This window comes from Corynebacterium sp. KPL2838, assembly GCF_040225455.1.
Classification (GTDB): Bacteria; Actinomycetota; Actinomycetes; order Mycobacteriales; family Mycobacteriaceae; genus Corynebacterium; species Corynebacterium rhinophilum.
The window spans coordinates 17,096-40,664 of sequence record NZ_JBEHFT010000003.1 but is presented as its reverse complement, the minus strand read 5'-3'; the positions used below and the strand labels follow the sequence as shown (position 1 = coordinate 40,664).

Genomic DNA, 23,569 nt, shown 5'->3' with positions numbered 1-23,569 from the left:
AAAGGTGTCACAGAGGAACAGTTACTGTGATTGTTTCTAGTCCCCACTACCAAAGGGAGGCATCTCAATGTCCCAGCCAAATAATGCTCAGGTAACGATTACGGGCCGTAACGTTGAAGTTCCGGAACACTTCCAAGAGCGCGTCAATGAAAAGCTGGCCAAGATTGAACGCCTTGATCCCACATTGACCTTCTTCCACGTGGAGTTGCAGCACGAGCCAAACCCACGCCGCGAAGCAGAGTCCGACCGCATCCAGATCACTGCGACCGGTAAAGGCCACATCGCCCGCGCAGAGGCTAAGGAAGACTCCTTCTACGCAGCGCTGGAAACCGCGATGGGGAAGATGGAACGCTCCCTGCGCAAGGTGAAGGTGCGCCGTGAATACGTCAAGGGCGGCCACCGCGCACAGAAGGGCACCGGCGAAATCGCCGCCGAGATGGTTGCGGAGGCAGAAGCACAGCGCGCCAAGGAAGAGCGCTTGGTTGATCCTTATGCCGAGACCGTCGAGGATGTTCGCCCCGGCCAGATCGTGCGCACCAAGGAACACCCGGCCACCCCGATGAGCGTGGACGATGCCTTGAGTGAGATGGAGCTGGTTGGTCACGATTTCTTCCTCTTTGTCAATGAGGAAAACAACAAGCCATCCGTGGTCTACCGCCGCCACGCTTTCGACTACGGCATCATCTCCTTGTCTGAGGATGCAGAGGGCTAGAGCCTCCGGCGCCTGCCTAGAGCGCTAAACCTCTTTATTCCCCCTTCCTACCAATCGGGCTATTGCTCGATGAGGTGGGGAAGGGGGATTTGTCATGCTGTGAATTATCTGTTTTCTTAGTGCTCTTAGTGTGAAATCACTATCGTTTAAGGGCGGGTAGAACGCGACAAGGCCAGCAGCGTGAGTACAATTGCGGGAAGTTAACGAATGTGTCGCGATAAGAAGGACTAACGAATAGTGTTTGGACTTTCCAAGCTGCTGCGCGCGGGCGAGGGCCGTACGGTCAAGCGCCTGGGCAAGATTGCAGACGATGTAATTGCACTCGAGGATCAGTACGCGGAGCTTTCGGACGATGAGCTAAAGGCCAAGACTGACGAGTTCAAAACTCGCCTCAAGGATGGCGAAGAAAAGAACGACATCTTGCTCGATGCTTTTGCTACCGTCCGCGAAGCCGCTTGGCGCGTCCTAGGGCAAAAGCACTACCCCGTGCAGATCATGGGCGGCGCCGCCCTGCACTTTGGCAATGTTGCAGAGATGCGTACCGGTGAGGGTAAGACCCTGACCTCCTTGTTGCCCGCTTACCTCAACGCTTTGGAGGGCGAGGGCGTACACATTGTCACGGTCAATGACTACTTGGCCAAGCGCGACGCCGAGATGATGGGTCGTGTGCACCGCTGGTTGGGCCTTTCCGTGGGCGTAATCTTGGCAGAAATGCGCCCGCAAGAGCGCAAGGAAGCCTATGACTGCGACATCACCTACGGCACCAATAATGAGCTGGGCTTTGATTACCTACGCGATAACATGGTGCGCACCCTTAATGATGTAGTTCAGCGCGGACACAATTTCTGCATCGTGGATGAGGTGGACTCGATTCTTATCGATGAAGCCCGTACCCCACTCATCATCTCCGGCCCGGTTGATGGCTCCTCCCAGTTCTACGGCGTCTTTGCCCAGCTGGCGCCGCGCATGCGCGAGGGCATCCACTACGAAGTGGACCACAAAAAGCGCACCATCGGCGTCTTGGAAGAGGGCGTGGAATACGTCGAAGATCAGCTCGGCATTGATAACCTCTACGCGCCGGAGCACTCCCAGTTGGTTTCCTACCTCAATAACGCGTTGAAGGCCAAGGAGCTCTTTACCCGCGATAAGGACTACATCGTTCGCAACGGCGAAGTGATGATCGTGGATGGCTTTACCGGCCGCGTTTTGGCAGGACGTCGCTATAACGAAGGCATGCACCAGGCCATTGAGGCCAAGGAGCAGGTGGAGATCAAAAACGAAAACCAGACGCTGGCGACGGTTACCCTTCAGAACTTCTTCCGTCTCTATGAAAAAATTTCCGGCATGACCGGTACCGCGGAAACGGAAGCCGCGGAGCTGCATTCCATCTATGGGCTGGATGTGGTTCCTATTCCTACCAATAAGCCGAACCAGCGCACCGACCACTCGGACCGCATTTACAAGACGCAAGAGGCAAAATTTGCCGCGGTGGTTGATGATATTGCAGAGCACGTTGAAAACGGCCAGCCGGTCTTGGTTGGTACCACCTCTGTGGAGCGCTCCGAATACTTGTCGCAGTTGCTTAGCAAGCGCGGCGTGCAGCACAACGTGCTCAACGCCAAGCACCACGAAGAAGAGGGCCAGATCATTGCCCGTGCGGGCCGCCCCGGCACCGTGACCGTGGCAACCAACATGGCCGGTCGTGGTACCGATATCGTGCTCGGCGGTAACCCGGAAGTCATTCTCGATGAGAAGCTGCGCGAACGCGGCCTCGACCCCTTTGAGGATGAGGAAAAGTACCAGGAGGCCTGGGAAGCCGAGATCGACGGTGAGAAAGAGCGCTCGAAGCGCTTGGGTGATGAGGTGCGCGAATCGGGCGGGCTCTATGTCTTGGGCACCGAGCGCCACGAGTCTCGCCGCATTGATAACCAGCTGCGCGGCCGTACCGGCCGTCAGGGTGACCCGGGCGAGACCCGCTTCTACCTGTCCATGCGCGATGAGTTGATGGTGCGGTTCGTCGGCCAGTCTATGGAGCACATGATGAACCGCCTCAACGTGCCTGATGATGTCCCCATCGAGGCCAAGATGGTCTCGAACTCCATTAAGGGCGCCCAGGCGCAGGTGGAGAATCAAAACTTCGAGATGCGCAAGAACGTGTTGAAGTACGATGAGGTGCTCAATGAGCAGCGCAAGGTGGTCTACTCCACGCGCTATTCCATCCTCGATGCCGATGACATCAAGGACGATATCCGCACCATGATCGATGACACGGTCTCTGCCTACGTCGCGGGTGCTACCGCCACCGGTTATGTCGAAGACTGGAACCTCGAGGAACTCTGGAACGCCCTTGAGGCGCTCTACGGCCCCACGATGTCCCCGGAGGAACTCGTGGAAGGCTCCGAGTACGGTTCCCCAGGCGAGCTCACTGCGGAGCAGCTGCGCGATGCCCTCGTTACCGACGCGAACCGGGAGTACGACAAGTTGGAGGAAGCCGTTTCTGCCATCGGCGGCGACAAGCAGATGCGCAATACCGAGCGCATGGTGATCCTGCCGATTATTGACCAGAAGTGGCGCGAGCACCTCTATGAGATGGACTACCTCAAGGAGGGCATCGGCCTGCGCGCGATGGCGCAGCGCGACCCGCTGGTGGAATACCAGAAGGAGGGTGGCGATATGTTCAATGCCATGAATGAAGGCGTGAAGGAAGAAACCGTGCGCCAGTTGTTTATGCTGCGCAAGCAGTTCAAGCAGCAGGAAGAAAACCAAGAATCCGGCGGTGACTCGGGCTCTGGTCCTGCAGGCCAAGAAACCGTAGAGGCATAACGCTTCAACGTCCTATCACGCCCCTTCCTCTTCCTCCCCTCCCTCGCGCGGTGGGGAAGCGGTAGGGGCGCTGTTAGTGTTAGAGCAGCCGGAACGAGCGTAGCCCTTGGTCCGTGGCGGAGCCGGTAAAGGCGTGACGGTGCGTGCCGATGACCGCGGAACCGAAGTATTCGCCATTAGGCCGTGCGTGCAGGCTGGTAAGGCGCAGGGCATCGGTGTCGTAGGGGCTTTTTCGCCGGTGTACCCAAGAGCCGATATGCAGGCGGATGGAATCCGAAAAGCGCGGGGAATTAAGGTGTGCCAGCGGGCGGTAGCCGGCGGCGACCTCAAGGATAAAGACGACCCAGGCTTGGATATGGTGCTGGGCGGCTACCTCTGCCGTAGTGGGCAGGCGGCCGTAATGGATGCGGTGCGGGGCGATGTATAGCTTGAGATGAGAGTAGCCGGGAATGGGCTCATACATGGTGAAATGAGTGCTCCTGCGAAGAAGGCAGGGAGGCGAACGCGTGATAATTATCTCATGGGGGCGCTGCGCGCGCTATTTCTGGCAGTTTCCTGTATGAGGCGGGCGAGAATATAAGCGCAGTTCGCTATACTTTCGGGAGTTACAAAGTATTCGTGTACTGAAGGATTAAAAATTATGCGTGGTCTCATCATTGACTATGTCGGCGTCCTCGATGGCGCTGAAGAGGACAATCGCCGCTGGAAGGCTCTGCTGTCTGCGGCGAAGGCAAATGGTGCCGCAACCGCTATCTTGTCTAATGACCCGGGCGGTTCCGGAGCTGAGCACATTCGCGAGTGGGAATACCGCGGCAACGTCGATGCCGTGGTGTTGTCTGGAGAAATCGGGGCGGAAAAGCCGGAGGTTGCGGCCTTCCAAGCGGCTGCCGATGCCCTCGAGCTGCCCTTGAGCGATTGCGTCATGGTCGATGATTCGATTCTTAACGTGCGCGCCGCCGTCGATGCCGGAATGATCGGTTTCTTGTACACCAGCTTCGACCGCGTGTCCGTAGAAATTCAAGCCGTATTCGATATTGAAGGGGAATTTTAGTGGCTGAAGCCCGCGTCTATATTCCGGCGACCTATGCCATGCTGGCGGAGCTCGCAGAAACCGGAAAGCTCGCGGCGCGTTCCGGATGGGGTTTCATGGTCACCCCAGCCCTGCGAGATTTTTATACCGCAGGCGATGAAGAAGAGATCGCCTACTCCGCCTTCCTTGAGGCCTCTATGGCCTCGCTGCGCCTGTTGACCATTGGGGACGAGGAGAAGTTCCCTCACCGTCGTGTGGTCATTTCCATCGACGTTGATGACACTGCAGTCACCCCGCGTCCAGATATGGGCGAGCCGGTGGTAGAGCTTCAGCCGGCGCAATTTGGCACCGATAACCTCGCCGCCATTCACGTTGATATTGAAGAATCCGAAGAGGCAACCGCCAAGGCCATCGAAGCCATCGATTCCGCGGACCTGGGCGATGAGGATGCGGAGCTCGCGGTGGGCGATGCCTTGGATAATTTCATGGCCTTCTACCACCCAACGGAGCTGCCGTTCCTCGTGGAATTGCTCTAAGCCGCGCTAATTTTCCCACTCCACGTTGGTGCGCAGGGCTTGTAGTAGCCCGCGTACCGCATCGCGGCGGCGGGCGGTAGCGGTGCCCTCGGGAATGACCTCTGGATCATCGAGCCCGCATTCAGGATCCGCCGGTGGCCCAGCGTGCGTACAGCCGCGCGGGCACTCCTCAATAGCCGCGGCGAGGTCCTCGAAAACGCCAAGGACGGTATCCGCGTCCACATGCGCCAGCCCGAAGGAGCGAATGCCCGGCGTATCGATGATCCAGCCGCCCTGAGATTCGGTTCCTGGGGCGTCGGTGGGCAAGGGGAGGGCCACCGATTGCGTCGAGGTATGCCGGCCCTTGCCGATGCCCGATACTTCCCCCGTTTCCCTTTCTGCATCTGGAACTAGCCGGTTGACCAGCGTGGACTTGCCTACCCCGGAATGCCCGATGAGCGCGGTAATATGGCCATCTACTTGCGCGCGCACGGCATCTAGGCCATCCTCGACTCCGGCTTCGACCACCGTGACATCTAGGTCGGCGAATTCTTCTGCAAACGGCGTTGGATCTGCGAGATCCGTCTTGGTCAGGCACAAGATGGGGTGGAGGTTGCCCACGAACGCGGCAATCAAGGCGCGCTCGACAAAGCCGGATCGCGGGGGCGGATCGGCCACGGCGGAAACGATCAGCAATTGATCGGCATTGGCCACCACGATGCGCTCATACGGATCCGTGTCATCGGCGGTGCGGCGCAACACGGAGGTGCGATCCGCCAGCTTGACGATGCGCGCCAGCGTGTCCTTGGCACCAGAGGTATCACCAACCACGCCGACGCGGTCACCGACCTCGATGGCGGTGCGGCCCAGCTCGCGGGCGCGCATGGCGGTGACCTGGGGGCCATCATCAAGCGCAACGCCCCACCGCCCGCGGTCCTTGGTGATTACCATGCCGTATTTGGCATTTTTGTGCTTGGGCCGATCCTTGGTGCGCGGGCGCGAGCCCTTGCCGGGGCGCACGCGCACATCAGATTCATCAAAGGAACCGAAACGTCTAGCCATGTAAATCCTGTTGGTCGGGGTGCAACATCGTCTCCCACATGCGGGCGAAACCGGGCAAAGTCTTGGAGGTGGTGGAAATATCCTCAATCTGGATATCAGGGACCTTCAAACCCAGAATGGCGCCGGCAGTGGCCATGCGGTGATCGGCATAGCACGGCCAATCGCCGCCGTGGAGTTCGGCGGGTTCGATCACCAGGCCATCGTCAAGCTCGGTGACCCTACCACCCAGTGCATTGATATTCGCCGCGAGCGCCTGCAAACGGTCGGTCTCGTGGCCGCGCAGGTGGGCAATGCCCGTGAGCCGGGACGGCGTTTCCGCGAGCGCGCACAGGGCCGCAACGGTGGGGGTAAGCTCACCGATATCGCCCATATTGCGCTCGATGCCCTTCAGCTTGCCTGCCGGGTTGCCCACTGCAGTCACGCTATTGTGCTCCTGGGTTACCATCACACCCATATCCAGCAGGATCTGCCGGATGGCATCGCCTGGCTGGGTGGTATTTGCCGGCCAATTCTTGATGGTCAAGCGCCCGCCGGTTACCGCCGCTGCGGCGAGGAATGGCGTGGCATTGGAGAGATCCGGCTCGATGAACCATTCGCGCCCGGCAATGGGGCCGGGGTGCACCGTCCACGTCGTGCCGTCAGAATCCACGCGCACGCCCGCCTGGCGCAGCATGCCCACCGTCATTTCCACGTGCGGCATGGACGGCAGCTGGCCGCCCTCGTGGGTGAGTTGAATGCCCTGGGAAAAGCGCGCCCCGCTGAGCAGCAGGCCGGAGACGAACTGGGAAGAACCAGAAGCATCGATGGTGACCTTGCCGCCTTCTGGTACGCCGTTGGAGGACACCGTAAAGGGCAGGCTACCTCCTTCCACATCAACGCCGAGGCTGCGCAGCGCATCCAGCGTCGTGGACATGGGGCGGTTATAGGCCTGCTTATCGCCATCGACGCGCACTGGGCCATCCGCTAGCGCCGCGACCGGCGGCACAAAACGCATTACCGTGCCGGCCAGCCCGCAATCCACCGTGGCACCGTGCAGCTTCCCAGGCTGGACGTGGATATCGGAGCCGTCATGGGTAAAGCGAACCCCCATGGCACTGAGTGCATCCTCCATCAGCTGCGTATCGCGCGATACCAGCGGGGCGTGCAGGATAGACGGGGAATCAGCCAGCGCGGCCAGGATGAAGGCCCGATTGGTAATAGACTTCGATCCTGGCACCTGGTGCTCCCCCGTAACGGGGCTGGTAGCCAGCGGGGCGGTCCAATGTTGAGACATAGTGTCCATAATAGAGGGCATGTGCGGAAGATTCGTTCTTTTTACCGAGTCCCTCCTCGATGAGGTGGGCAACCTCCCGGGAATCCAGGAAGTCCACGCCCCACAGGGCACGCCCGGGCCCCGATATAATATTGCCCCCACCCAGCCCATTCCCATCGTGCGCGTGCGCGAGGAGCTAGCGGAAGTCGATCCCGCGCGGTGGGCGCTCTTGCCGCAGTGGAAGAAAGACTTGGATGGCCCGCCGCTTTTTAATGCCCGGGCGGAAACGGTGGCGAGCAAGCCGTCTTTTCGCACCGCCTTTAGATCCCAGCGCTGCCTTATCCCCATGAATGGCTATTACGAGTGGCACAAGGATGGCTCTACCAAGACGCCGTACTACGTCCATCCAGACCAGGGCCTGCTGTGGGCCGCGGGGCTCTGGGATACCGGGTTGGACCGGCTCTCTGCCACCATCGTGACTACCGCGGCTACCGAAGAGATGGAGTGGCTGCACCACAGGTTGCCGCGATTTTTGGCGTCGGAGGAGATGCGCACCTGGCTCGAGGGTAGCGCCGACGAGGCCAAGGAGCTGCTAGTGCCCACTAGCCTGCGGGGATTTGAGTACCACGCTGTGGATAAGGCTGTGGGGACTGTCTCAAATGACTACCCGGAGCTACTCAGCCAGTAGATCGGCAAAGTTAGCCCCGCACAAGCGCGCGAGGTCTTCTGCGTTGAGCTCAATATCTAAGCCGCGGCGGCCGCCGGAGATAAAGACAGTATCGAAGAGCACCGCGGATTCCTCGATCACCGTGGGCAGCGGATTCTTTTGTCCGAGCGGGGAAATGCCGCCGTGCACGTAGCCTGAGGATTTCTCGGCATCGTGCACCTGCGCCATGGCGGCCTTAGATACGCCAAGGGCGGCCGCCGCCTTCTTGAGGCTTAAATGGTGCGTGGTGGGAATCACGCACACCGCCAGCTCGCGGCGCGGGCCTTTGCCCGCGGTGAGATCAATAATGAGCGTTTTCAGCACGCGCTCGGGTTCTACGTCTAAGGCCGCCGCGGCGTGGTCACCGAAGTGGTCCTTGCCCGCTTCAAAGGTGGATATGGAGTGTTTGACTCCGGCATCTTCGATGACTTTCAGGGCCGGGGTAGCGGCATGCGGGGACTTTTTGGCCATATAGGAATTTTAGCGTGAGACGTTAGGATAGATTGTGTGGTTAAAGAAACAGTGAGCGAGAAGGAGCTGCAGCGCCGCTTTGAAAAGGAAGCGCTCCCGCTGCTCGATCAGCTCTATGGCGGCGCGCTGCGCATGACGCGAAACCCGCAAGATGCGGAAGACTTGGTGCAAGAGACCTATCTGAAGGCCTATAAGTCCTTCCATTCCTTTAAGCAGGGAACGAATCTGAAGGCATGGCTTTATCGCATCATGACCAATAACTACATCAACTCCTATCGCAAGGCGAAGCGGCGTCCTACCGAGTCTTCTGCCGATGATCTGAGTGATTTTCAGCTCTATACCACCGCAGGGCACGATTCCACCGGCTTGGAATCCGCCGAGGTGGCAGCGCTTAAAGAGATGCCAGATAGGTCCATTTCGCAGGCCATTAATGACCTGCCGGAGGATTACCGGATGGTGGTTTACTACTCCGATGTGGAGGGCTTAGCGTACAAGGAAATCGCCGAAATCATGGATACTCCATTGGGAACGGTGATGTCTCGCCTGCACCGTGGAAGAAAAATGCTCCGGAAGGCGTTGAAGGACGTAGCACGTGAACAAGGAATTGGATTAGAACACCCGGACATGGAGGAGAAGTAATGGAAGGCGCAACCGGAAAGAACTGTGGCGCGTGTAGCTCCACTGAGGTACACAACCTATTTTGCGAGCTTCTCGATGAATCCACGACCTACGCCCGCGCTTTAGCCATCCGCGAGCACATTGCCCAATGTGATTTTTGCCAGCAACGCCTAGAGCGCGAAGAACTCGTCCGCTCCCTCGTGCGCAATTGCTGTGCCGGCCAAGCTAAGGCACCGCAATCGTTGCGCCGCCGCATCTCGATAGAAATTACGGAGATCGAATCCCGCTGGTAAGAAGCGCCCTTCAGAGCTGCGAACGTCTCGCAACAAAAGTCGGGGCAGTTCGTACTGCCGTGTTTTCTCATCCAGTTCAGAAGCAAGCATACTTACCGTCAGGCGCCCTCTGCCGAAGCGGTGCTGTAGAAAAAATTTTCCATAGGATCGCACTCGCAGCGGTCAACCCGCGAGTCAAACCCTACCCACACGCCCTGGGGCGTAATGCGAGTGGATAGGCAAATAGTAGGGGCCTAGCCCTGACGTGTCCATTTTCTGGGGTCATGTCCGGCCCCGACTGGTAAATACGCATCCTGCGAATAGTTGAAGAACGGGTTCTGTTTTTGGGGCTGGTACCTCTCTGGTGGTACCAGCGCTAGTTTTTCTGAATTCGCTGGCGGTAGTAATCACGATTGTCTTCTTGCATGTGAGCAAATTCCATGAGTACGCCCGGCCAGATGGGATACGTATCGATAAGGTTTTCTGCGATGTTTAGCAACGGTGAAAAAGCGATCTCGCCCCATCTGATGCCTATGCCGACTCTTTCGGAGTAGGCCGTGCTATTTAAAGGGCCAAGTGCCCACTGACTCCCTGACATCGCATTCATCCATGTGTCGTTGATAGCGAGGATGCGGGATACTTTCTCTTCATAGCTGTGTTTAGAGTTTAAGATTTCGAGTACGATCTCGAAGGGAAACTCTTTTGTGCCATCGGTGACCTGCTTGCGCTGAAGAGGCGTCAACTCTGCAAGTGTCGTGGGGACTGTTGTTGAAAGGAAGTCTTCCAGCCTATTTCCGAATTGTTGATGATATCCGTCAAGCCACATTAGGTTCCTGTCGGGCTATGCAGGGCGTATAACCCAAGCCCCTGAATATTGATTTAAAGTCTTGTCGAAAAGCAGGTTGCGGATATAGCCCAGTCCCCAGTTTTGCTGTCTTCTTAGACGATTGAGTGTATTCCAGCATTCACTTTTCTACAAGGAAGATTTGGCTGTTGTGTCCTGAGGATTCAAGATTCGGCTCTGTGGGGTGCAGCAGAGACGTTGTCGAAGTGAAGAAGGCGAGAATCGCTGCCCCGAGGATAATTATGCGCCTAAATCGGTTTCTGGTGTCAGCAAGATTTAGTATGTCTCTACTCCATCAATTTGGGCGTAGTGAGGAGCGATGTTTGTGCGGGTTCCGGCTACTACCAGTTTGCACGGGGAGTCTCGGGCTAGTCCTGCATACTCGTCGTCGTCAAGTGTCTTTCGCCTTGAGGAGGTAGTTGAGGCGAACAGCTTACGGACGATGGGCACCCATATGTAACAGGGGTCACCATCGCCGATCGCTATACCTGCTAACGGAAGCCGGCAAAAGGAAACCACGAAATGAGTTCAATTAGTGCACTTCGGGGAAGCTATGACCGATGTCCCGATATGGACCAGTAGTACCAACTCAAAATGAGCGCCCTGGTCGCTACTGCTCCGAGAGTCGGATTTCTAATAGAAAGATTAAAAACCCGGCCGTACGAGTTCTTAAGGTGAACTGGTACGAAACCGGGCTTTTAATATGTGCTGTACGTTATGCGCCAGGACGCTTGCCGTGATTAGCGGCCTTCTTGCGGCGATCCTTGCGCTTGCGACCACGCTTGCTCATTGCGCACTCCTTCGTTGAGGGTTTCTGAACTTTATTCAACTGTAGCGGCTAAGGGCGCCGAAACGAAAATTGGGGCGGGGGTTAGGTTCCCCGGGTCCGCGCTTTTAGGCGGAAACGCGGGAACGGCCGCGGCCGCGGTTGCGGCGACGCTTGAGGGCGCGGCGCTCCTCTTCAGACAGGCCGCCCCAGACGCCGGCGTCGAGGCCAGACTCGAGTGCCCAGTTGAGGCAGGAAGAAGCGACGGGGCAGCGGTTGCAGACCAGCTTGGCCTTAGCGATCTGGGTAAGGGCAGGGCCGGAGTTGCCTACTGGGAAGAACAGCTCTGGGTCTTCGTCGCGGCAAACGGCTTCGTGGCGCCAATCCATGATTGATATCTCCTAACAAATTTTTGACAGCAGTAAATACGAGCGCAATCCGTGCGGGGCAGGAAAGCACCTTGATTTTTAGGTGGTGTGTGAACTGGTCTGCTAGCAGTGGGGCCCGGTCTCGAGGTCGGGCCAGCGTCGCCGCCGCCTATGGTTCACGGTGTTGTTACCTGAAGTTTCCTCCAGGTTAAGAAGAGGTTTACGCCCTCTTTCTTTTTGCTACTAGAGAATCATGACATGTTTACCCGATCGCCGCTAGGGGTACAGGCTAAATTGTGGTTAACATCACGTGAATAGGCGCGGTGCGGGGGCCATAAATGCCAAAATCAAATTTTAAAGAATCCTGTGAGAATCGCTGTGAGCTGCAGCTATAGGTGCTATGTGGTGAGTGTGGTGAGGAAGAGACCGTCAAATCTCCCAGTTCAGCCCTCTGCCCCCGCGCTACTGCAGGCAACATCGAGGCCCCGCCGTGGGTGGCACAGAAAAAATCCGCGCCGCATTAGTAGACTGGGGATTTGTGTCTAAGCAGAACAAACGCCACGTAAATAAGCAGCAGCGAGATAAGTCGGCAGCGCCAGCGGCAGCACCGGATAGTGCCCCGCAGTCGGTGCTTATAGGCGCAGGCATTGCCACGGTGCAATCCATCGCGGTTATTTGTTTTGGCATATTCCTCATCGTGCGCGAAGCGGTGGGCGCGGAAAATGACTCGATGGTTTCTGATTCCGGTTCGGGAAGCTTTGTGGGGCTTGGCACCGCCATCTTTATCTTCATTGTCTTTGGGTTTGTCATCGCAGGCTCCTGGGCCATGGTGAAAGGAAAGCGATGGGGAAGAGGCGCCGTGGTCCTCGTAGAGCTCATCTTGGGTGCGAGCGCGTTTCAAATGTATAGCGGTGGATCACCGGTACTGGGGACTATCACCCTGTTAAGCGCGGTCGCGGTGCTTTATCTCTTGATGTTTAGACGCGAGTCCTCGGAGTGGGCCGCCTCGAATTTTTAAGGGCCACTCGCGCAGGGGCCACGAGTGGCACTCGCTTAGTCGCTGCTGAGGCCAACGATGGTATCGCCGCGGGTTTCTACAATGGTCTCGCCCGCTAACGTGAGGTGGACAGGACCGCGGTAGCCACCGCGGTCGACGGCAATTTCGCGCAGTACCTTACCGGTAGACCAGTCCACGACAGCTATGCCCTTTTCGGTGGGCATCAGCATGCGCCCAGCCACTGAAATCGGGGTGCCGATGGCGCCGTCAATGACGTGATCGATCCGCAAATCACTGGGGGTTAAAAGGTAGAGGCGCTGCCCATCAAACCACGTCATATGGTGCGGGAGATCCGCAACGGCCGGGGCGAAAGGGCTTGTGTCGGAATCGATGGCGTCGGAAGGCTTTACGGGGGTAGAAGAAAGCTTTTCGCCCTCGTTGTTATAGGACTCAATGCGGGGTTCTGGGCCGGGGATATAGACCGCGGCGGCGTCTTGGCCCACCGCGATAAGCCGCGCTCCATCGCGATCGACGGAGACATCGGCATCCATTTCTGGTTCCCGGGAGTCCTCCGGGGTGGTGGTTTGAAACCTTAACCAGGTGGTGTGAGGTTCCTCAGGGCACGATTCCGTCAGTGCGAGGTTCTCGGTACGCGTGAGCGCCGAAGAAATGGTGCACTCCTCGTGCGGTTGCTTCTGCGCCTCCTGCTTGGCCTCTACGTCGCCGTATTCCACGGTACGCACGAGATCTGAGCGCCATAGATCGATTCGCCCGGCAGAAACGGTCCCTGCCCGGTCATTGGATTGCACAGGTATAACGTCAGGGGAATTGATAGCGCTGCGGGTGGAGTCATATTCGCCCGTCGCGGCGTTGATGGCCACCGTATCCCCGCAGCCCACGCCCGTGCGATAGGTGGCAACCACCTTGCCCCAGGCAGTCGATAGCGAGCAGAGTTCGGCATCGCTGCGGGTATAGGTCCAGGCCGTGGAGCCATCGGCATTGGTGGCAGTGAGCACATCGCCATCGTGGCTAATGCTCAACCCGTGGGCGGAAATGGCGCGGTATTGGCCGGGTACGGGCTGGTTGGGAAGGCTGTAGGCAGTGGTGAGGGTGGAGGGGACATCGGCAAGCACAGCGGCATCGCCTTCCCCAGGAACCGCCTCTTGGTGCAGGTCCGCCTGGTGGATATTGGCGGTGGCGACCGCGCCGCCCACCGCGATGGCGCAGATAGCGCCGATGATGCCGGTGGCCTTCCAATCCGCCGCGGTTGCCCGCAAGATGGGGGCCTTAGTCATCGGCGCCCTCCTCGGGGCGTGCCATTACCGCGCCGAGACCCGCCCCGGGACCGCGATTGGGCTTGTCCCGCGGACCGCTTATGCGCCGGAAGTTGGCCAATCACGCTGGTGGCAGGCCCCACCTTTTCCTGCACGCCAGCGGGGATGGACAGCGCCTGGGCAAGCTCCGGGGAGGTGGAAAACCACTGCGGCGGCGTGGCCGAATCTAGGCCTAGCTCATCGTTGATGACCTGCCATTTGGCCAGCTCATCGTAGCCCACGAGGGTAACGGCGGTGCCGGTATGCCCAGCGCGGCCAGTGCGCCCGATGCGGTGGATAAACGTCATGGGATCATCGGGAACTTGGTAGTTGATGACGTGGGTGACATCGTCGACGTCGATGCCACGCGCGGCGATATCGGTGGCGACGAGGATGTCCACCTCGCCCGAGCGGAAGGCCTGCAGGGACTTTTCCCGGGACTTTTGCCCCAAGTCACCATGCACGGCGCCGACGCGGAAGCCGCGCTCAGCAAGGTCATCGGCCAATTGCGCCGCCGAGCGTTTGGTGCGGGTAAAGATTATGCTGCGACCCCGGCCCTGGGCCTGCAGGATATGTGCGATGACCGGCACCTTATCCATGCGGTGGGCTTGGAAGGTGACCTTGCGGGTGGTTTCGTGCGTGACTTCATCCGCCTCCGATTCGGCCCGGATGTGTACGGGCTTATTCATGAACTGCCGCGATAAGTTCAAAATGGCGCCCGGCATGGTGGCAGAAAACAGCATTGTTTGGTGCGCATTGCCATCGAGCGCTTCCAAAATGGCCTCTATGGAGGGCAAAAAGCCCAGGTCCAGCATCTCATCGGCCTCATCGAGCACCACGATAGCGACGTGGCGCAGAACCAGATCGCCGCGCTCGTGCAGATCGAGCAGGCGGCCTGGCGTGCCGATGACCACATCAACGCCGCGCTGGAGGAGCTTAATCTGCTCCTCGTAGGGGCGCCCGCCGTAGATGGAGGCGAGGCGGACAGGCAGGTGCGCGGCCGCGTCCTGCAGATCCGCGGTGACCTGCTGGGCGAGCTCGCGGGTGGGCACGACGATAAGTGCCCGCGGCGTCCCATCCAGTGGGGCAATATCCGCGTCATCAAAAACGCGATCGAGCAGCGGCACACCAAAGCCAAAGGTCTTGCCCATGCCGGTGCGCGCCTGGCCAATGAGGTCTTGGCCATTGAGCGCAATGGGCAGGGTTAATTCCTGGATTGCAAAGGTTCGCGCGATGCCACGGTCAGCGAGCCCATCGCAGATTTCGGCGGCGACGCCGAGTTCCGCGAAGGTCGGTGGCTGGGGTTTTATGACAGACACACCTTGATAGTAGCCGGGATGGTTATAGTGGGGCCATTGTCATGTAAAACTCTCGTTAAAGGAGGATACTTTTTATGGATATCAAGTTTGGTTTTGCAGATACCCCGCGCGAGCTGATTATTAGCACCAGTGGCGAGCAGGCGGAGCTGACGCAAAAGATTAATAGCGCCCTGGCGGAAAACTCCACGTTGGAGCTAGAAGATGACAAGGGTCGCAAGTACCTCGTGCGCACGGACCGCGTGGTGTACGTCGAGGTTGGCGCCGCTAAGAAGCAGTCCGTCGGATTCGCCGGCGCTTAAGCCTGGGGCCTTTTAAAGGTTTGCTAATTCAGTTTTGAATAGGCAACCGGGTACCCTCAATGCCTATGGAAAGTAGGCAGAATCGCAAGGCTCAGCAGAGCCATGGGCGAATTCCGGATCACCCGAACCCGGTGGTTCGGTTCGCCCGCCGCTACGGCTGGTGGCGTGTGGTGGCTATCCCAGTGATGGTGCTGCTTACCGTCTGGGTGGTTGTGGATATCGCGTCCGGCTCTTCGGCCGATGACAACGGCGATGCATCCAGCGCGGAGACCACCGCTGCCGCCACCCCTACTCACGAGGATCTCACGGGCCCGGACCCCGCAAACGCGGAGGCGGTAGAGCGCGAGATTAGTGAGATGCCCCCTGGAAGTGACTTCACTAAAAAGGGCAAGGGCACTTTCCACGGAATCGGCCGCCCCGGCGCTGTAGCCGGTGAGGGCGGCGAGAAGAAGGTGCGCTATTCCATCGAGGTAGAAGATGGACTTAATACCGCCCCCTACGGCGGTGATGATGCCTTTGCCGCAATGGTGGAGGCAACCCTTGCGGATCCACGCGGGTGGACTGCCCAAGGTGATTTCGAATTCGAGCACGTTGCCTCCGCAGACGATCCCGATACCCGCATCCAGCTGACCTCTCTGGGCACGGCCGCGGAGCGGTGTGGAGAGAAGATCGAGACGGAAACCTCCTGCCACACCATGTTTACCGGCGAATCCACCACCATCATTAATGAGGCGCGGTGGGTGCGCGGAGCCACGCCCTTTGAGGGCGATTTGGGCAATTACCGCCAGTACGTCATCAACCACGAATTGGGCCACGCCATTGGCTATGTCTCCCACCAGCAGTGCGGCGGCGAGGGCAAATTGGCCCCGGTAATGATGCAGCAGACGCTGAGTTTGAACAATAAAAAATTGCATGACCGCAATCCCAAAGAGGTCTATCCTGATGAGGATGTGACCTGCGAGCCTAACCCGTGGCCATATCCCAATCCGGAGCAAAAGGATCCCCACCAACCCCAATAAGGAGTACTGGATGCCGCTTCCCCCAGAGCATGTATTAAGCGCCTTCCACGCAGAAACCGGTGCGACAGGGTCGCGCCGGGCCCAAGGCGATCAGCTGGGCCCAGTATGGGATAACGGCATCAAGGTGGGCGATGTGGTCTACTCCCAGGCCGGCCCCTTCGCGGCGTGGTCTGCCAAGGTGCGCGAAAAGCTCAGCGTACCGGGCGCGCGGGTATCGCGGCCGGTTCTCGCGAGCGACGGGCGCCATACCGCGGCCGGGTGGAAGGCGACGCAGTTCCTTCCCGGCGAGGTCACCGGGCGTATCGATGAAGCGGCGCAGACGGCCTTGCGCTTGGACGATGCCATGGCTAATGCACCAGCACCTCCGGGTACGCACCGCGATGATGCCTTCGCCCGCGCGGAGCGCACCGCCTGGGCGGAGACGGGGGAGGCCTACGATAAGGCCGCGCTTGCCGATGTCCCCTTGGTCACCGCCCATACCGCCCTGCTGACCACCACGGTCTTTTATGGCGCGCACCCACCGGGAATCGTGGATCTCGTGCCGAGTCAATCCGCGCGCCCAGCCGGGTGGAGCGCCGCGCTCGTGATCGTGGACGGTTTGATCGCGCAAGTGGTAGATGATGATATTTGCCAGCGGTTTGGCCACGTGCCAGGCATGCAGGAGCTTTTGCTGCGGGCGGTGTCCTATCGCCGGCATATCAATGATCTGAATCCGCGGTCACGATCGAATGTTCGTTCTAATATTGAGCGGGTGGAACAGTTTCTTGTGTATAGGGCATCTGCGATACTGGGGCGGTGACTTACAATCCCCATTCCACCGCCCGCGCGGGAGTGGTCCTACCGCCGTCGCCAGAGGTACGACTCATCGCCCGCACCCCGTCCGCACACGCTCGTTCCTGGCCCGTTGAGCTGCCGGAAACCGGTACCTGGAAGGTAACCGGCACCGCTGGAACCGGCGTATCCAGTTTTCTTATCGATACCGTCATTCATGCCCTCGACCGCGCCCAGGAGACGGGGGCAGATCCCTCCGGCATCCTCGTGGTTGCCGCCTCCAAGGAATCCGGCGCCCGCCTACGCCGCGAGCTTTCAGAGCGCCTCGAAGATTATGCGGCACAATCCTCTATGGTCCGCTCCATCCACTCCTTGGCCTTTGCCCTTCTGCGCAGTGCAAGCGACGAGGAATTGCGCCTTATTACTGGCGCGGAACAAGATGCCGTTATCCGGGAATTGCTCGAAGGCCACGCTGAATCCGGCCACGGCGACTGGCCGGAGGAAGTTCGCCCCGCCCTAGAGTATGTAGGCTTTGCCCGCCAATTGCGCGATTTTCTTTTGCGCTCCATCGAACGTGGCTTAAGCCCCGCGGATTTGGAGAGCCTCGGTGCGAAGTACGGCCGCGGAATGTGGGTTGCCGCCGGTACGTTCTTGCGCGAATACGAACGCGTCCAAGCCCTATCCGGGGCGCATTCATATTCCGCAGCCGAGCTAGTCAACCAAGTCTTGCTGCGCCCAGAACTTACGAGTTCGCACCCGTGGCACACCATCGTGGTCGATGACGCCCAGCTATTGGATCCCACCGCGGGCAAGCTCATATTCCGCTTGGCCCCCGATGCACAATTGCTGGTCATTGGCGGCGATGCGGACCAATCTGTCTTTGCCTTCCGCGGTGCGAATTCGCAATTCCTTGAGGAATTTCCCGCGGAACACTCCGTGGAGCTTTCGCAGCCGCACCGCAGCGGATCCCCGGCCTGCGTTTCCATCGTGGATTCTGAGGGCCGCCTGCGCGATGTGGTGGCCGATACCGTGCGCCGCCGCCATTTGGACGATGGCGTGCAGTGGCGCGATATCGCCGTCATCGTGCGCTCGACGGCGGATATTGGCCAGATGCGCCGCACCTTGCTGGCCGCCGGGGTACCCGTGCATATCAGCCCGACCGACGTGATTTTGGCAGAACAGCGCCTGGTATCCGCCATGCTCCTTGCCCTGCGCGCGTTGGAGGAAGACCTCAGCAATGCAGAGCTTGAGGAATTGCTTACCGGGCCCGTGGGCGGGGCGGATCCCGTCACCCTGCGCCGCCTGATTCGCGGTCTGCGCCGGTGGGCGCCCGATGCGCGCGGCATGGATAGCCTGCGCGAGCTCTTGCAGGGCGAGCTGCCGGACTTCAACGGGCAACTCACCGAACGCGAATTTTCCATCCTAGAGCGCGTGCGCGCAGTACTTTCCGCGGGCAGGCAGGCCGTGCAAGCCCAGGCTTCTGTGGAAGAAATCCTGTGGGAGGTATGGAGCGCTACCGAGCTGGATATGCGCCTGCAGGCATCCGCCTTGCGCGGCGGCGCCACCGGCTCGCAGGCGGATCGTGACCTCGATGCCATGATGGCGCTTTTTGATGCTGCCGGTGATTACTCCGAGCGCCGACCCGGCTCCTCGCTGCAGTCCTTTTTAACTCACATCACCGAACAAGAACTGCCCACCGGCGTGCGCGACCGCCGTACCGCCATCCCGCAGGCCGTGGAGATCATCACCGCCCACGGCGCCGTCGGCCGCGAATGGGATACCGTCATCGTCGTAGGAGCACAAGAAGGCGCGTGGCCCTCGCTGGGGGAGACCGGGTCCATTTTTGGCCAAGAAGATCTCATCGATCTCCTGGACCGCGATATTGAGCCTGATACCCCTGTTAGCCACATTGCCTCCCGTCTGGCCGAAGAGCGCCGGCTCTTCCACGTCGCCACCACGCGCCACCGGAACCGGTTACTCATCGCTGCGGTGGAAAATCCCAACGAGGATGCCTTTGCAGAACCTTCCCGCTTCATCGCGGAATTTACCGGGCGCGGGGTAGATGTGCCCGGGACAATGGCGCGCCGGGAAGCCAGCCGCGCCTTGCGCGCCACCCAATTCCCCCGCGAGCTGGGCTTGGATGTTCCCGAGCCGGCACCGGTGTCCCTGCGCGATGGACTCGAGGTCGATCCCCTCGATATATCGGTGCTGTCTGTACCTTCCTTCGTGGCGCAATTGCGCCGCGTGGTCACGAACCCAGATTCCGGCGAGGCGGAGCGGCGCCAAGCAGCCCGGCAGCTGGCGCGTTTAGCGCAGGCGGGCATCCCTGGCGCCCACCCAGACCAGTGGTTCTCCGCGCGCTCTGTGGCATCGCATACGCAGCTGCGCGGTAGCAAGAGCCTATCGCCATCCCGGGTCGAAGCCCTGCTCAACTGCCCGCTCAAGGCGATTGTGGGAAACTTGGCCGAAGATCCCAGCGGCGCCGAGCACCTCTTGCGCGGCACCATGGCACACGCCTTCTTGGAGGCCATCGGCCGCGGCATGGATGCGGAAAAGGCCCGCCTGATCGTCATGGAGGCCTATGAGCTCATCCTGGACGTTCCGCAGTGGCAACTACAGAGCAAGCTGGAAGAATTCTCCCGCCTGCTGGAGCGCACGCAGCAATGGGCACAGCAATCCGAGGTCAAAAATGAACTCGCCGGGGTAGAAGTACCCGTCTACGTCGAGGTCGCCCCGGATATCCGGGTTGGCGGCTTCATGGACCGCTTGATGCAGGATGGAGACGGAAATTACCTGGTCGTGGATCTCAAGACCGGTAAATCTGCAGCGACGCAGGCAGAGGCGGAAGAAAACCGCCAGCTAATGACCTACCAATTGGCCTTGTCCCGGGGAAGCTTTGACGGGCAGCGCGTGCGCGATGGCGAAGGGATGCCGCGCGCAGGCGGAGTTCTTGTCTATCCCGGAAAAGATTCCAGCAAAATCACCACGCGCACACAAAGCCAGCTCACCGCAGAGGCGCTGGAAGAATTTTCCGCACTTTTGCCACCACTGGCAGCGGAACTGCGTGGTCCGCAACTTACCGCGCGCACCAATAAAGATTGCGATAAGTGCCCCATTCGTACCATCTGCCCGGTGCAGGAGGAAGGAAAGATGACCATCCATGCCTAAGCAGAATTTTTCCCCGGAAGAAATAGCCCAAGCACTGGGCAAGGATTACCCACCTACTGAGGAACAAGCCCACGTCATCGAGGGTCCTTTTGGCCCCAAGCTCGTGGTGGCCGGCGCGGGTGCAGGTAAGACGGAAACCATGGCCTCCCGCGTGGTCTATTTGGTGGCCAATGGCTACGTGCGCCCAGAAGAAGTACTGGGGCTAACCTTTACGCGCAAGGCGGCCCAGCAACTAGAACAGCGCATTCGCCGCCAACTGATTCAGCTGCGCGATTCCGGCCTCATCGTCCCCGGTAGCCCTGCCGCAGAGGCACTTACCAATATCGCACCCACCGTGGCCACCTATGACTCGTATGCCGGCGAGCTCGTGCGCGAATACGGCCTTTTGGTCCCGGTCGAGCCCTCGGCGCGAATTATCACGGAGGCGGAGCGCTTTGCCATTGCCTATGACGTGGTGAAAAACTACGGCGGTAAATTATCGGATGAAAAGACCTTGGGTTCCATCACGGAAACCCTGCTCAAGATCACTTCCGATATGGACAATTCCTTGAAGGATCCGGATGATATTGCCGAGTTCGCACGGGATTTCCGCGCCGATATTGACAACCTGGAAAAGGCGCCGAGGACGAAGGGCGAGTATTCCAAGGACCTGCAGAAGTACATCAATGTCCAGGATCTGCGCGTGCAGTACGTGCCGTTAATCGAGGAACTCAAGCGCGCGCAGGCAGAGCAGCAGGTCATCACCTTTGGCGAGCAGATGTCTGTGGCAGCGCGCCTTGCGCAAGAGCACCCGGCGGTGGGCAAGCAACAGGCGCAGCGCTACCGAGTGGTCATGCTGGATGAATATCAAGATACGTCTTATGCCCAGCGCGTACTCCTGCGCAGCCTTTTTGGCGGGGAGCAGAAAGACGTTTCCGTGACCGCGGTGGGCGATCCCATGCAGGCCATTTATGGCTGGCGTGGGGCTACCTCAGAAAACCTCACCGCGTTTGTGGAAGATTTCCCGCAGAAAGATGGCGCCCCTGCTCCCAAGGATCAGCTCACTACCTCGTGGCGCAACCCTTCGGGTGCCTTGGAGCTGGCTAACTCGGTGGCGGCCGGGGTCTTTGCGGGCGGCCCGCGGCCCGTCGATGAGCTGCATGCGGCCCCGCACAAGGGCGAAGGCGAGATTGAGCTGGGCTATTTCGCCAGCGAGGACGAGGAACACGATTATATTGCTCAGGAATTAAGGCAGCAGTGGGATGCACGCGAGGGCGATGGTTTTCGCGCAGCGGTATTGGTGCGTACCAACCGGCAAACCGCAGCCATTGCAGCTGCCCTGGATGCCGTCGATGTGCCCAATGAAATCAATGGTCTAGGTGGATTGCTGTGGCAACCGGAAATCCAGGACCTCGTAGCGCTGGCAACCATGTTGGTGCGGCCGGAAGATGCTCAAGCGGCCCTCCGCATTTTCGCCGGGCCCATTTGCGGGCTGGGCATGGGCGATATCCAAGCCCTTGCCGCGCGGCAAAACAACTTGGCGGGGGCGAAGCAAGAGCGCCTGCAATGGGAAGAGGGCATGGATCCAGAGGAGTATCTGCGCGCCCAATTGGCGCAGCTTACGGCCGAGGGCCCAGATCAGACGGTGGGGCTTGCCGATGCCCTGGCAGACCTCGGCGAGCGCGATCGCTATACCCCGCAGGGCTTGGCGCGTATGGAAGAGGTATCTGCCAAGCTGCGCTACCTGCGTAACTACTCGCTATCCAAGCCTTTAAGCGATCTCTTCGCTGACATCGAGGCCATCTTCAATATCCGTACCGAGGTTCTTGCCCGCGGCAGCGCCGGGGGAGCCACCCACCTGGATAAATTCGCCGATATCGTCGCCGGATTCCACGGGGATTCCTTGTATGCGCTCCTAGATTATTTGGAGCTCGCCCGCGAACATGAAGATGGCCTTGGGCTTGGGGAAGTGCCTGCTTCCACGGATCGCGTACAAATCATGACCGTGCATAAAGCCAAGGGCTTGGAGTGGGAGCACGTCTATGTCGTGCACGCTGATTCTTCGAGCTATAAGGCACAGGCAGAGACCTTTTTGTCCAAGATCGAAAAGGTACCCGGTGACAATGACTACATCGAGGTCTCACCAGATGCGGTCACTCGCTCCGAATTCGAGAAGGCCTGCAAGGCATTCTTGGATGATGACCGCGCGCATAACGCGGAGGAAGCGGCTCGCCTGTTTTATGTGGCCTTGACCAGAACCGAGTCCACGTTGACCGTTACCGGCTCCGGTACTAATAACCGGTCGGGCAAAGCCAAGAAGGGCCCGTATGAATACCTCGAAAGGCTAAAAGAATCCTTCCCTCAGTACGTGGGGGAGTGGACGGTGCCCGAAGAGCCGGTGGAAACGTCGGCTAATGCGGCAGAAAGCGGGCTCTTCCCGGCCCTTGAAGCCGATCCGGATTCCCTGGCTGGAGCGGATGCGGTGCTAGCGGCCATGGAGGACCTTCCTGAGTTAAGCCACGGCGAGACCTTCGAGTTGTGGGAACAGGATGCGGGCGCGCTCATTGAGGAATACAAGTCTCTGCAACAACCGGTAGTGGATGTAGAACTTCCCAGCGAGCTGACCGCCTCTGACATGGTGGCCTTGGGCAGTGATCCGCTACAGTTTGCGCGCCGGCAACGCCGCCCGGTGCCGTTTAAGCCCAATTCTTATGCCAAGCGGGGCACCGCCTTCCACGCATGGCTGGAAGAGCGCTTTGGCAGCCCCGCGCTGCTAGGAGAAGAGGAATTGCCGGGCATCGATGAGCCGGAGGACTTCGACCTAGAAGAGCTGAAGGAATCCTTCCTGAATTCCGAGTGGGCGGAGCGCCAGCCGGACTTTGTGGAGGCGCCGTTCGAAATCACCATCGGCAGCGCGGTGGTGCGCGGGCGAATGGATGCCGTCTTCCGCTTGGCAGATGGCACGTGGATGGTGGTGGATTGGAAGACTGGCCGGCCACCGAAGGGGGCGGCTATGGAAGCGGCGAAGATCCAGTTGGCGGTCTACGTCGAAGCCTGGCGGCGCATCCACGGCGGCGATAAAATCCGCGCGGCTTTCCATTACGTTCACGATGGTTATACTTTTGAGCCAGATACTTTAGCCCAAGGTGAGCAGCTGCGTAGCCTGCTTGAATCGTCAGTAGCAGGCCACTAGGGCTAAGGTATGGGGACGGAATGCGGACGATGAGTGGATAAGTTGCGTCCCCGTATAACCGGCGGAATGAAA

At 59.4% G+C, this 23,569-nt stretch carries 22 protein-coding genes; 13 read left to right on the top strand and 9 right to left on the bottom strand.

The genetic code is table 11. From position 1 onward, the window contains the following. Positions 1-67 precede the first annotated feature (67 nt). The gene (gene hpf, locus ABRP98_RS01715; RefSeq protein WP_023025625.1) at positions 68-712 is read left to right on the top strand and encodes a ribosome hibernation-promoting factor, HPF/YfiA family; all 645 of its coding nucleotides are present in this window, start codon (positions 68-70) and stop codon (positions 710-712) included. Positions 713-949: 237 nt separating this feature from the next. Further along, a complete protein-coding gene (secA, locus tag ABRP98_RS01710; RefSeq protein WP_349857155.1) occupies positions 950-3,535 on the top strand; it encodes a preprotein translocase subunit SecA in 2,586 nt (861 codons plus the stop codon). Between the two features lie 79 nt (positions 3,536-3,614). Here the strand turns inward: secA and ABRP98_RS01705 are convergent, their stop codons facing one another. Continuing rightward, positions 3,615-3,998 (bottom strand): hypothetical protein, encoded by a 384-nt coding sequence (locus ABRP98_RS01705; protein ID WP_349857154.1) that lies wholly within the window; start codon positions 3,996-3,998, stop codon positions 3,615-3,617. 177 nt (positions 3,999-4,175) lie between these two features. Between ABRP98_RS01705 and ABRP98_RS01700 the strand changes: the two genes are divergently transcribed. After that, positions 4,176-4,586 (top strand): HAD-IA family hydrolase, encoded by a 411-nt coding sequence (locus ABRP98_RS01700; protein WP_284781755.1) that lies wholly within the window; start codon positions 4,176-4,178, stop codon positions 4,584-4,586. Further along, entirely contained in the window at positions 4,586-5,101 is a 516-nt protein-coding gene (locus tag ABRP98_RS01695; protein WP_502878776.1) for a DUF6912 family protein, read from the top strand. Before ABRP98_RS01700 ends, ABRP98_RS01695 begins: the two co-directional genes overlap by 1 nt. A 6-nt stretch (positions 5,102-5,107) precedes the next feature. On the opposite strand, the gene rsgA is transcribed toward ABRP98_RS01695, so the two are convergent. Together rsgA and aroA are read right to left on the bottom strand one after the other, a co-directional pair. Beyond that, positions 5,108-6,142, bottom strand: a complete 1,035-nt coding sequence (rsgA, locus tag ABRP98_RS01690) for a ribosome small subunit-dependent GTPase A (RefSeq protein WP_284770018.1) — start codon at positions 6,140-6,142, stop codon at positions 5,108-5,110. Next, positions 6,135-7,436, bottom strand: a complete 1,302-nt coding sequence (aroA, locus tag ABRP98_RS01685; RefSeq protein ID WP_349857153.1) for a 3-phosphoshikimate 1-carboxyvinyltransferase — start codon at positions 7,434-7,436, stop codon at positions 6,135-6,137. The genes rsgA and aroA overlap by 8 nt, the downstream gene beginning before the upstream one ends. Here aroA and ABRP98_RS01680 point away from each other — a divergent pair. Next, a complete protein-coding gene (locus tag ABRP98_RS01680; RefSeq protein WP_349857152.1) occupies positions 7,435-8,082 on the top strand; it encodes an SOS response-associated peptidase in 648 nt (215 codons plus the stop codon). The genes aroA and ABRP98_RS01680 overlap by 2 nt on opposite strands. Here ABRP98_RS01680 and ybaK read toward each other — a convergent pair. After that, positions 8,068-8,571: a Cys-tRNA(Pro) deacylase gene (ybaK, locus tag ABRP98_RS01675; RefSeq protein ID WP_349836724.1), complete on the bottom strand. Its 504-nt coding sequence runs from the start codon at positions 8,569-8,571 to the stop codon at positions 8,068-8,070. The two genes, ABRP98_RS01680 and ybaK, sit on opposite strands and share 15 nt — an antisense overlap. Positions 8,572-8,607: 36 nt before the next feature. Between ybaK and ABRP98_RS01670 the strand changes: the two genes are divergently transcribed. Both ABRP98_RS01670 and ABRP98_RS01665 read left to right on the top strand, forming a co-directional pair. Further along, a complete protein-coding gene (locus ABRP98_RS01670; protein ID WP_239269418.1) occupies positions 8,608-9,210 on the top strand; it encodes a sigma-70 family RNA polymerase sigma factor in 603 nt (200 codons plus the stop codon). Continuing rightward, positions 9,210-9,482, top strand: a complete 273-nt coding sequence (locus tag ABRP98_RS01665) for an anti-sigma factor (protein ID WP_239269419.1) — start codon at positions 9,210-9,212, stop codon at positions 9,480-9,482. The genes ABRP98_RS01670 and ABRP98_RS01665 overlap by 1 nt, the downstream gene beginning before the upstream one ends. A 355-nt stretch (positions 9,483-9,837) precedes the next feature. On the opposite strand, the gene ABRP98_RS01660 is transcribed toward ABRP98_RS01665, so the two are convergent. From ABRP98_RS01660 to ABRP98_RS01655, 3 genes are all read right to left on the bottom strand, one after another. After that, positions 9,838-10,287, bottom strand: coding sequence for a hypothetical protein (locus tag ABRP98_RS01660; RefSeq protein WP_349857151.1), 450 nt, complete (start codon positions 10,285-10,287; stop codon positions 9,838-9,840). Positions 10,288-11,020: 733 nt separating this feature from the next. After that, positions 11,021-11,095: a 50S ribosomal protein bL37 gene (locus ABRP98_RS11780; RefSeq protein ID WP_369707509.1), complete on the bottom strand. Its 75-nt coding sequence runs from the start codon at positions 11,093-11,095 to the stop codon at positions 11,021-11,023. 104 nt (positions 11,096-11,199) lie between these two features. Next, positions 11,200-11,460, bottom strand: a complete 261-nt coding sequence (locus tag ABRP98_RS01655) for a WhiB family transcriptional regulator (RefSeq protein WP_005277545.1) — start codon at positions 11,458-11,460, stop codon at positions 11,200-11,202. Positions 11,461-11,977: 517 nt separating this feature from the next. Between ABRP98_RS01655 and ABRP98_RS01650 the strand changes: the two genes are divergently transcribed. Beyond that, a complete protein-coding gene (locus ABRP98_RS01650) occupies positions 11,978-12,457 on the top strand; it encodes a membrane protein (RefSeq protein ID WP_034658073.1) in 480 nt (159 codons plus the stop codon). Between the two features lie 35 nt (positions 12,458-12,492). Here ABRP98_RS01650 and ABRP98_RS01645 read toward each other — a convergent pair whose 3' ends face one another. Next, on the bottom strand, positions 12,493-13,731 hold the full coding sequence (locus tag ABRP98_RS01645; protein WP_349857150.1) for an Rv3212 family protein: 1,239 nt from the start codon (positions 13,729-13,731) through the stop codon (positions 12,493-12,495). After that, on the bottom strand, positions 13,728-15,068 hold the full coding sequence (locus tag ABRP98_RS01640; protein ID WP_284849899.1) for a DEAD/DEAH box helicase: 1,341 nt from the start codon (positions 15,066-15,068) through the stop codon (positions 13,728-13,730). The genes ABRP98_RS01645 and ABRP98_RS01640 overlap by 4 nt, the downstream gene beginning before the upstream one ends. Positions 15,069-15,142: 74 nt before the next feature. Here ABRP98_RS01640 and ABRP98_RS01635 point away from each other — a divergent pair, with 74 nt between their 5' ends. The 5 genes from ABRP98_RS01635 (at position 15,143) to ABRP98_RS01615 (ending at position 23,497) form a co-directional block, all read left to right on the top strand. After that, positions 15,143-15,367, top strand: coding sequence for a DUF3107 domain-containing protein (locus ABRP98_RS01635; protein ID WP_239269424.1), 225 nt, complete (start codon positions 15,143-15,145; stop codon positions 15,365-15,367). Positions 15,368-15,432: 65 nt separating this feature from the next. Then, positions 15,433-16,386 (top strand): DUF3152 domain-containing protein, encoded by a 954-nt coding sequence (locus tag ABRP98_RS01630; protein WP_349857149.1) that lies wholly within the window; start codon positions 15,433-15,435, stop codon positions 16,384-16,386. 10 nt (positions 16,387-16,396) lie between these two features. Next, on the top strand, positions 16,397-17,185 hold the full coding sequence (locus ABRP98_RS01625; RefSeq protein ID WP_349857148.1) for a hypothetical protein: 789 nt from the start codon (positions 16,397-16,399) through the stop codon (positions 17,183-17,185). A 32-nt stretch (positions 17,186-17,217) separates the two neighbouring features. Continuing rightward, a complete protein-coding gene (locus tag ABRP98_RS01620) occupies positions 17,218-20,325 on the top strand; it encodes an ATP-dependent helicase (protein ID WP_349857194.1) in 3,108 nt (1,035 codons plus the stop codon). Continuing rightward, positions 20,318-23,497 (top strand): ATP-dependent helicase, encoded by a 3,180-nt coding sequence (locus ABRP98_RS01615; protein WP_349857147.1) that lies wholly within the window; start codon positions 20,318-20,320, stop codon positions 23,495-23,497. Before ABRP98_RS01620 ends, ABRP98_RS01615 begins: the two co-directional genes overlap by 8 nt. Positions 23,498-23,569 lie beyond the last annotated feature (72 nt).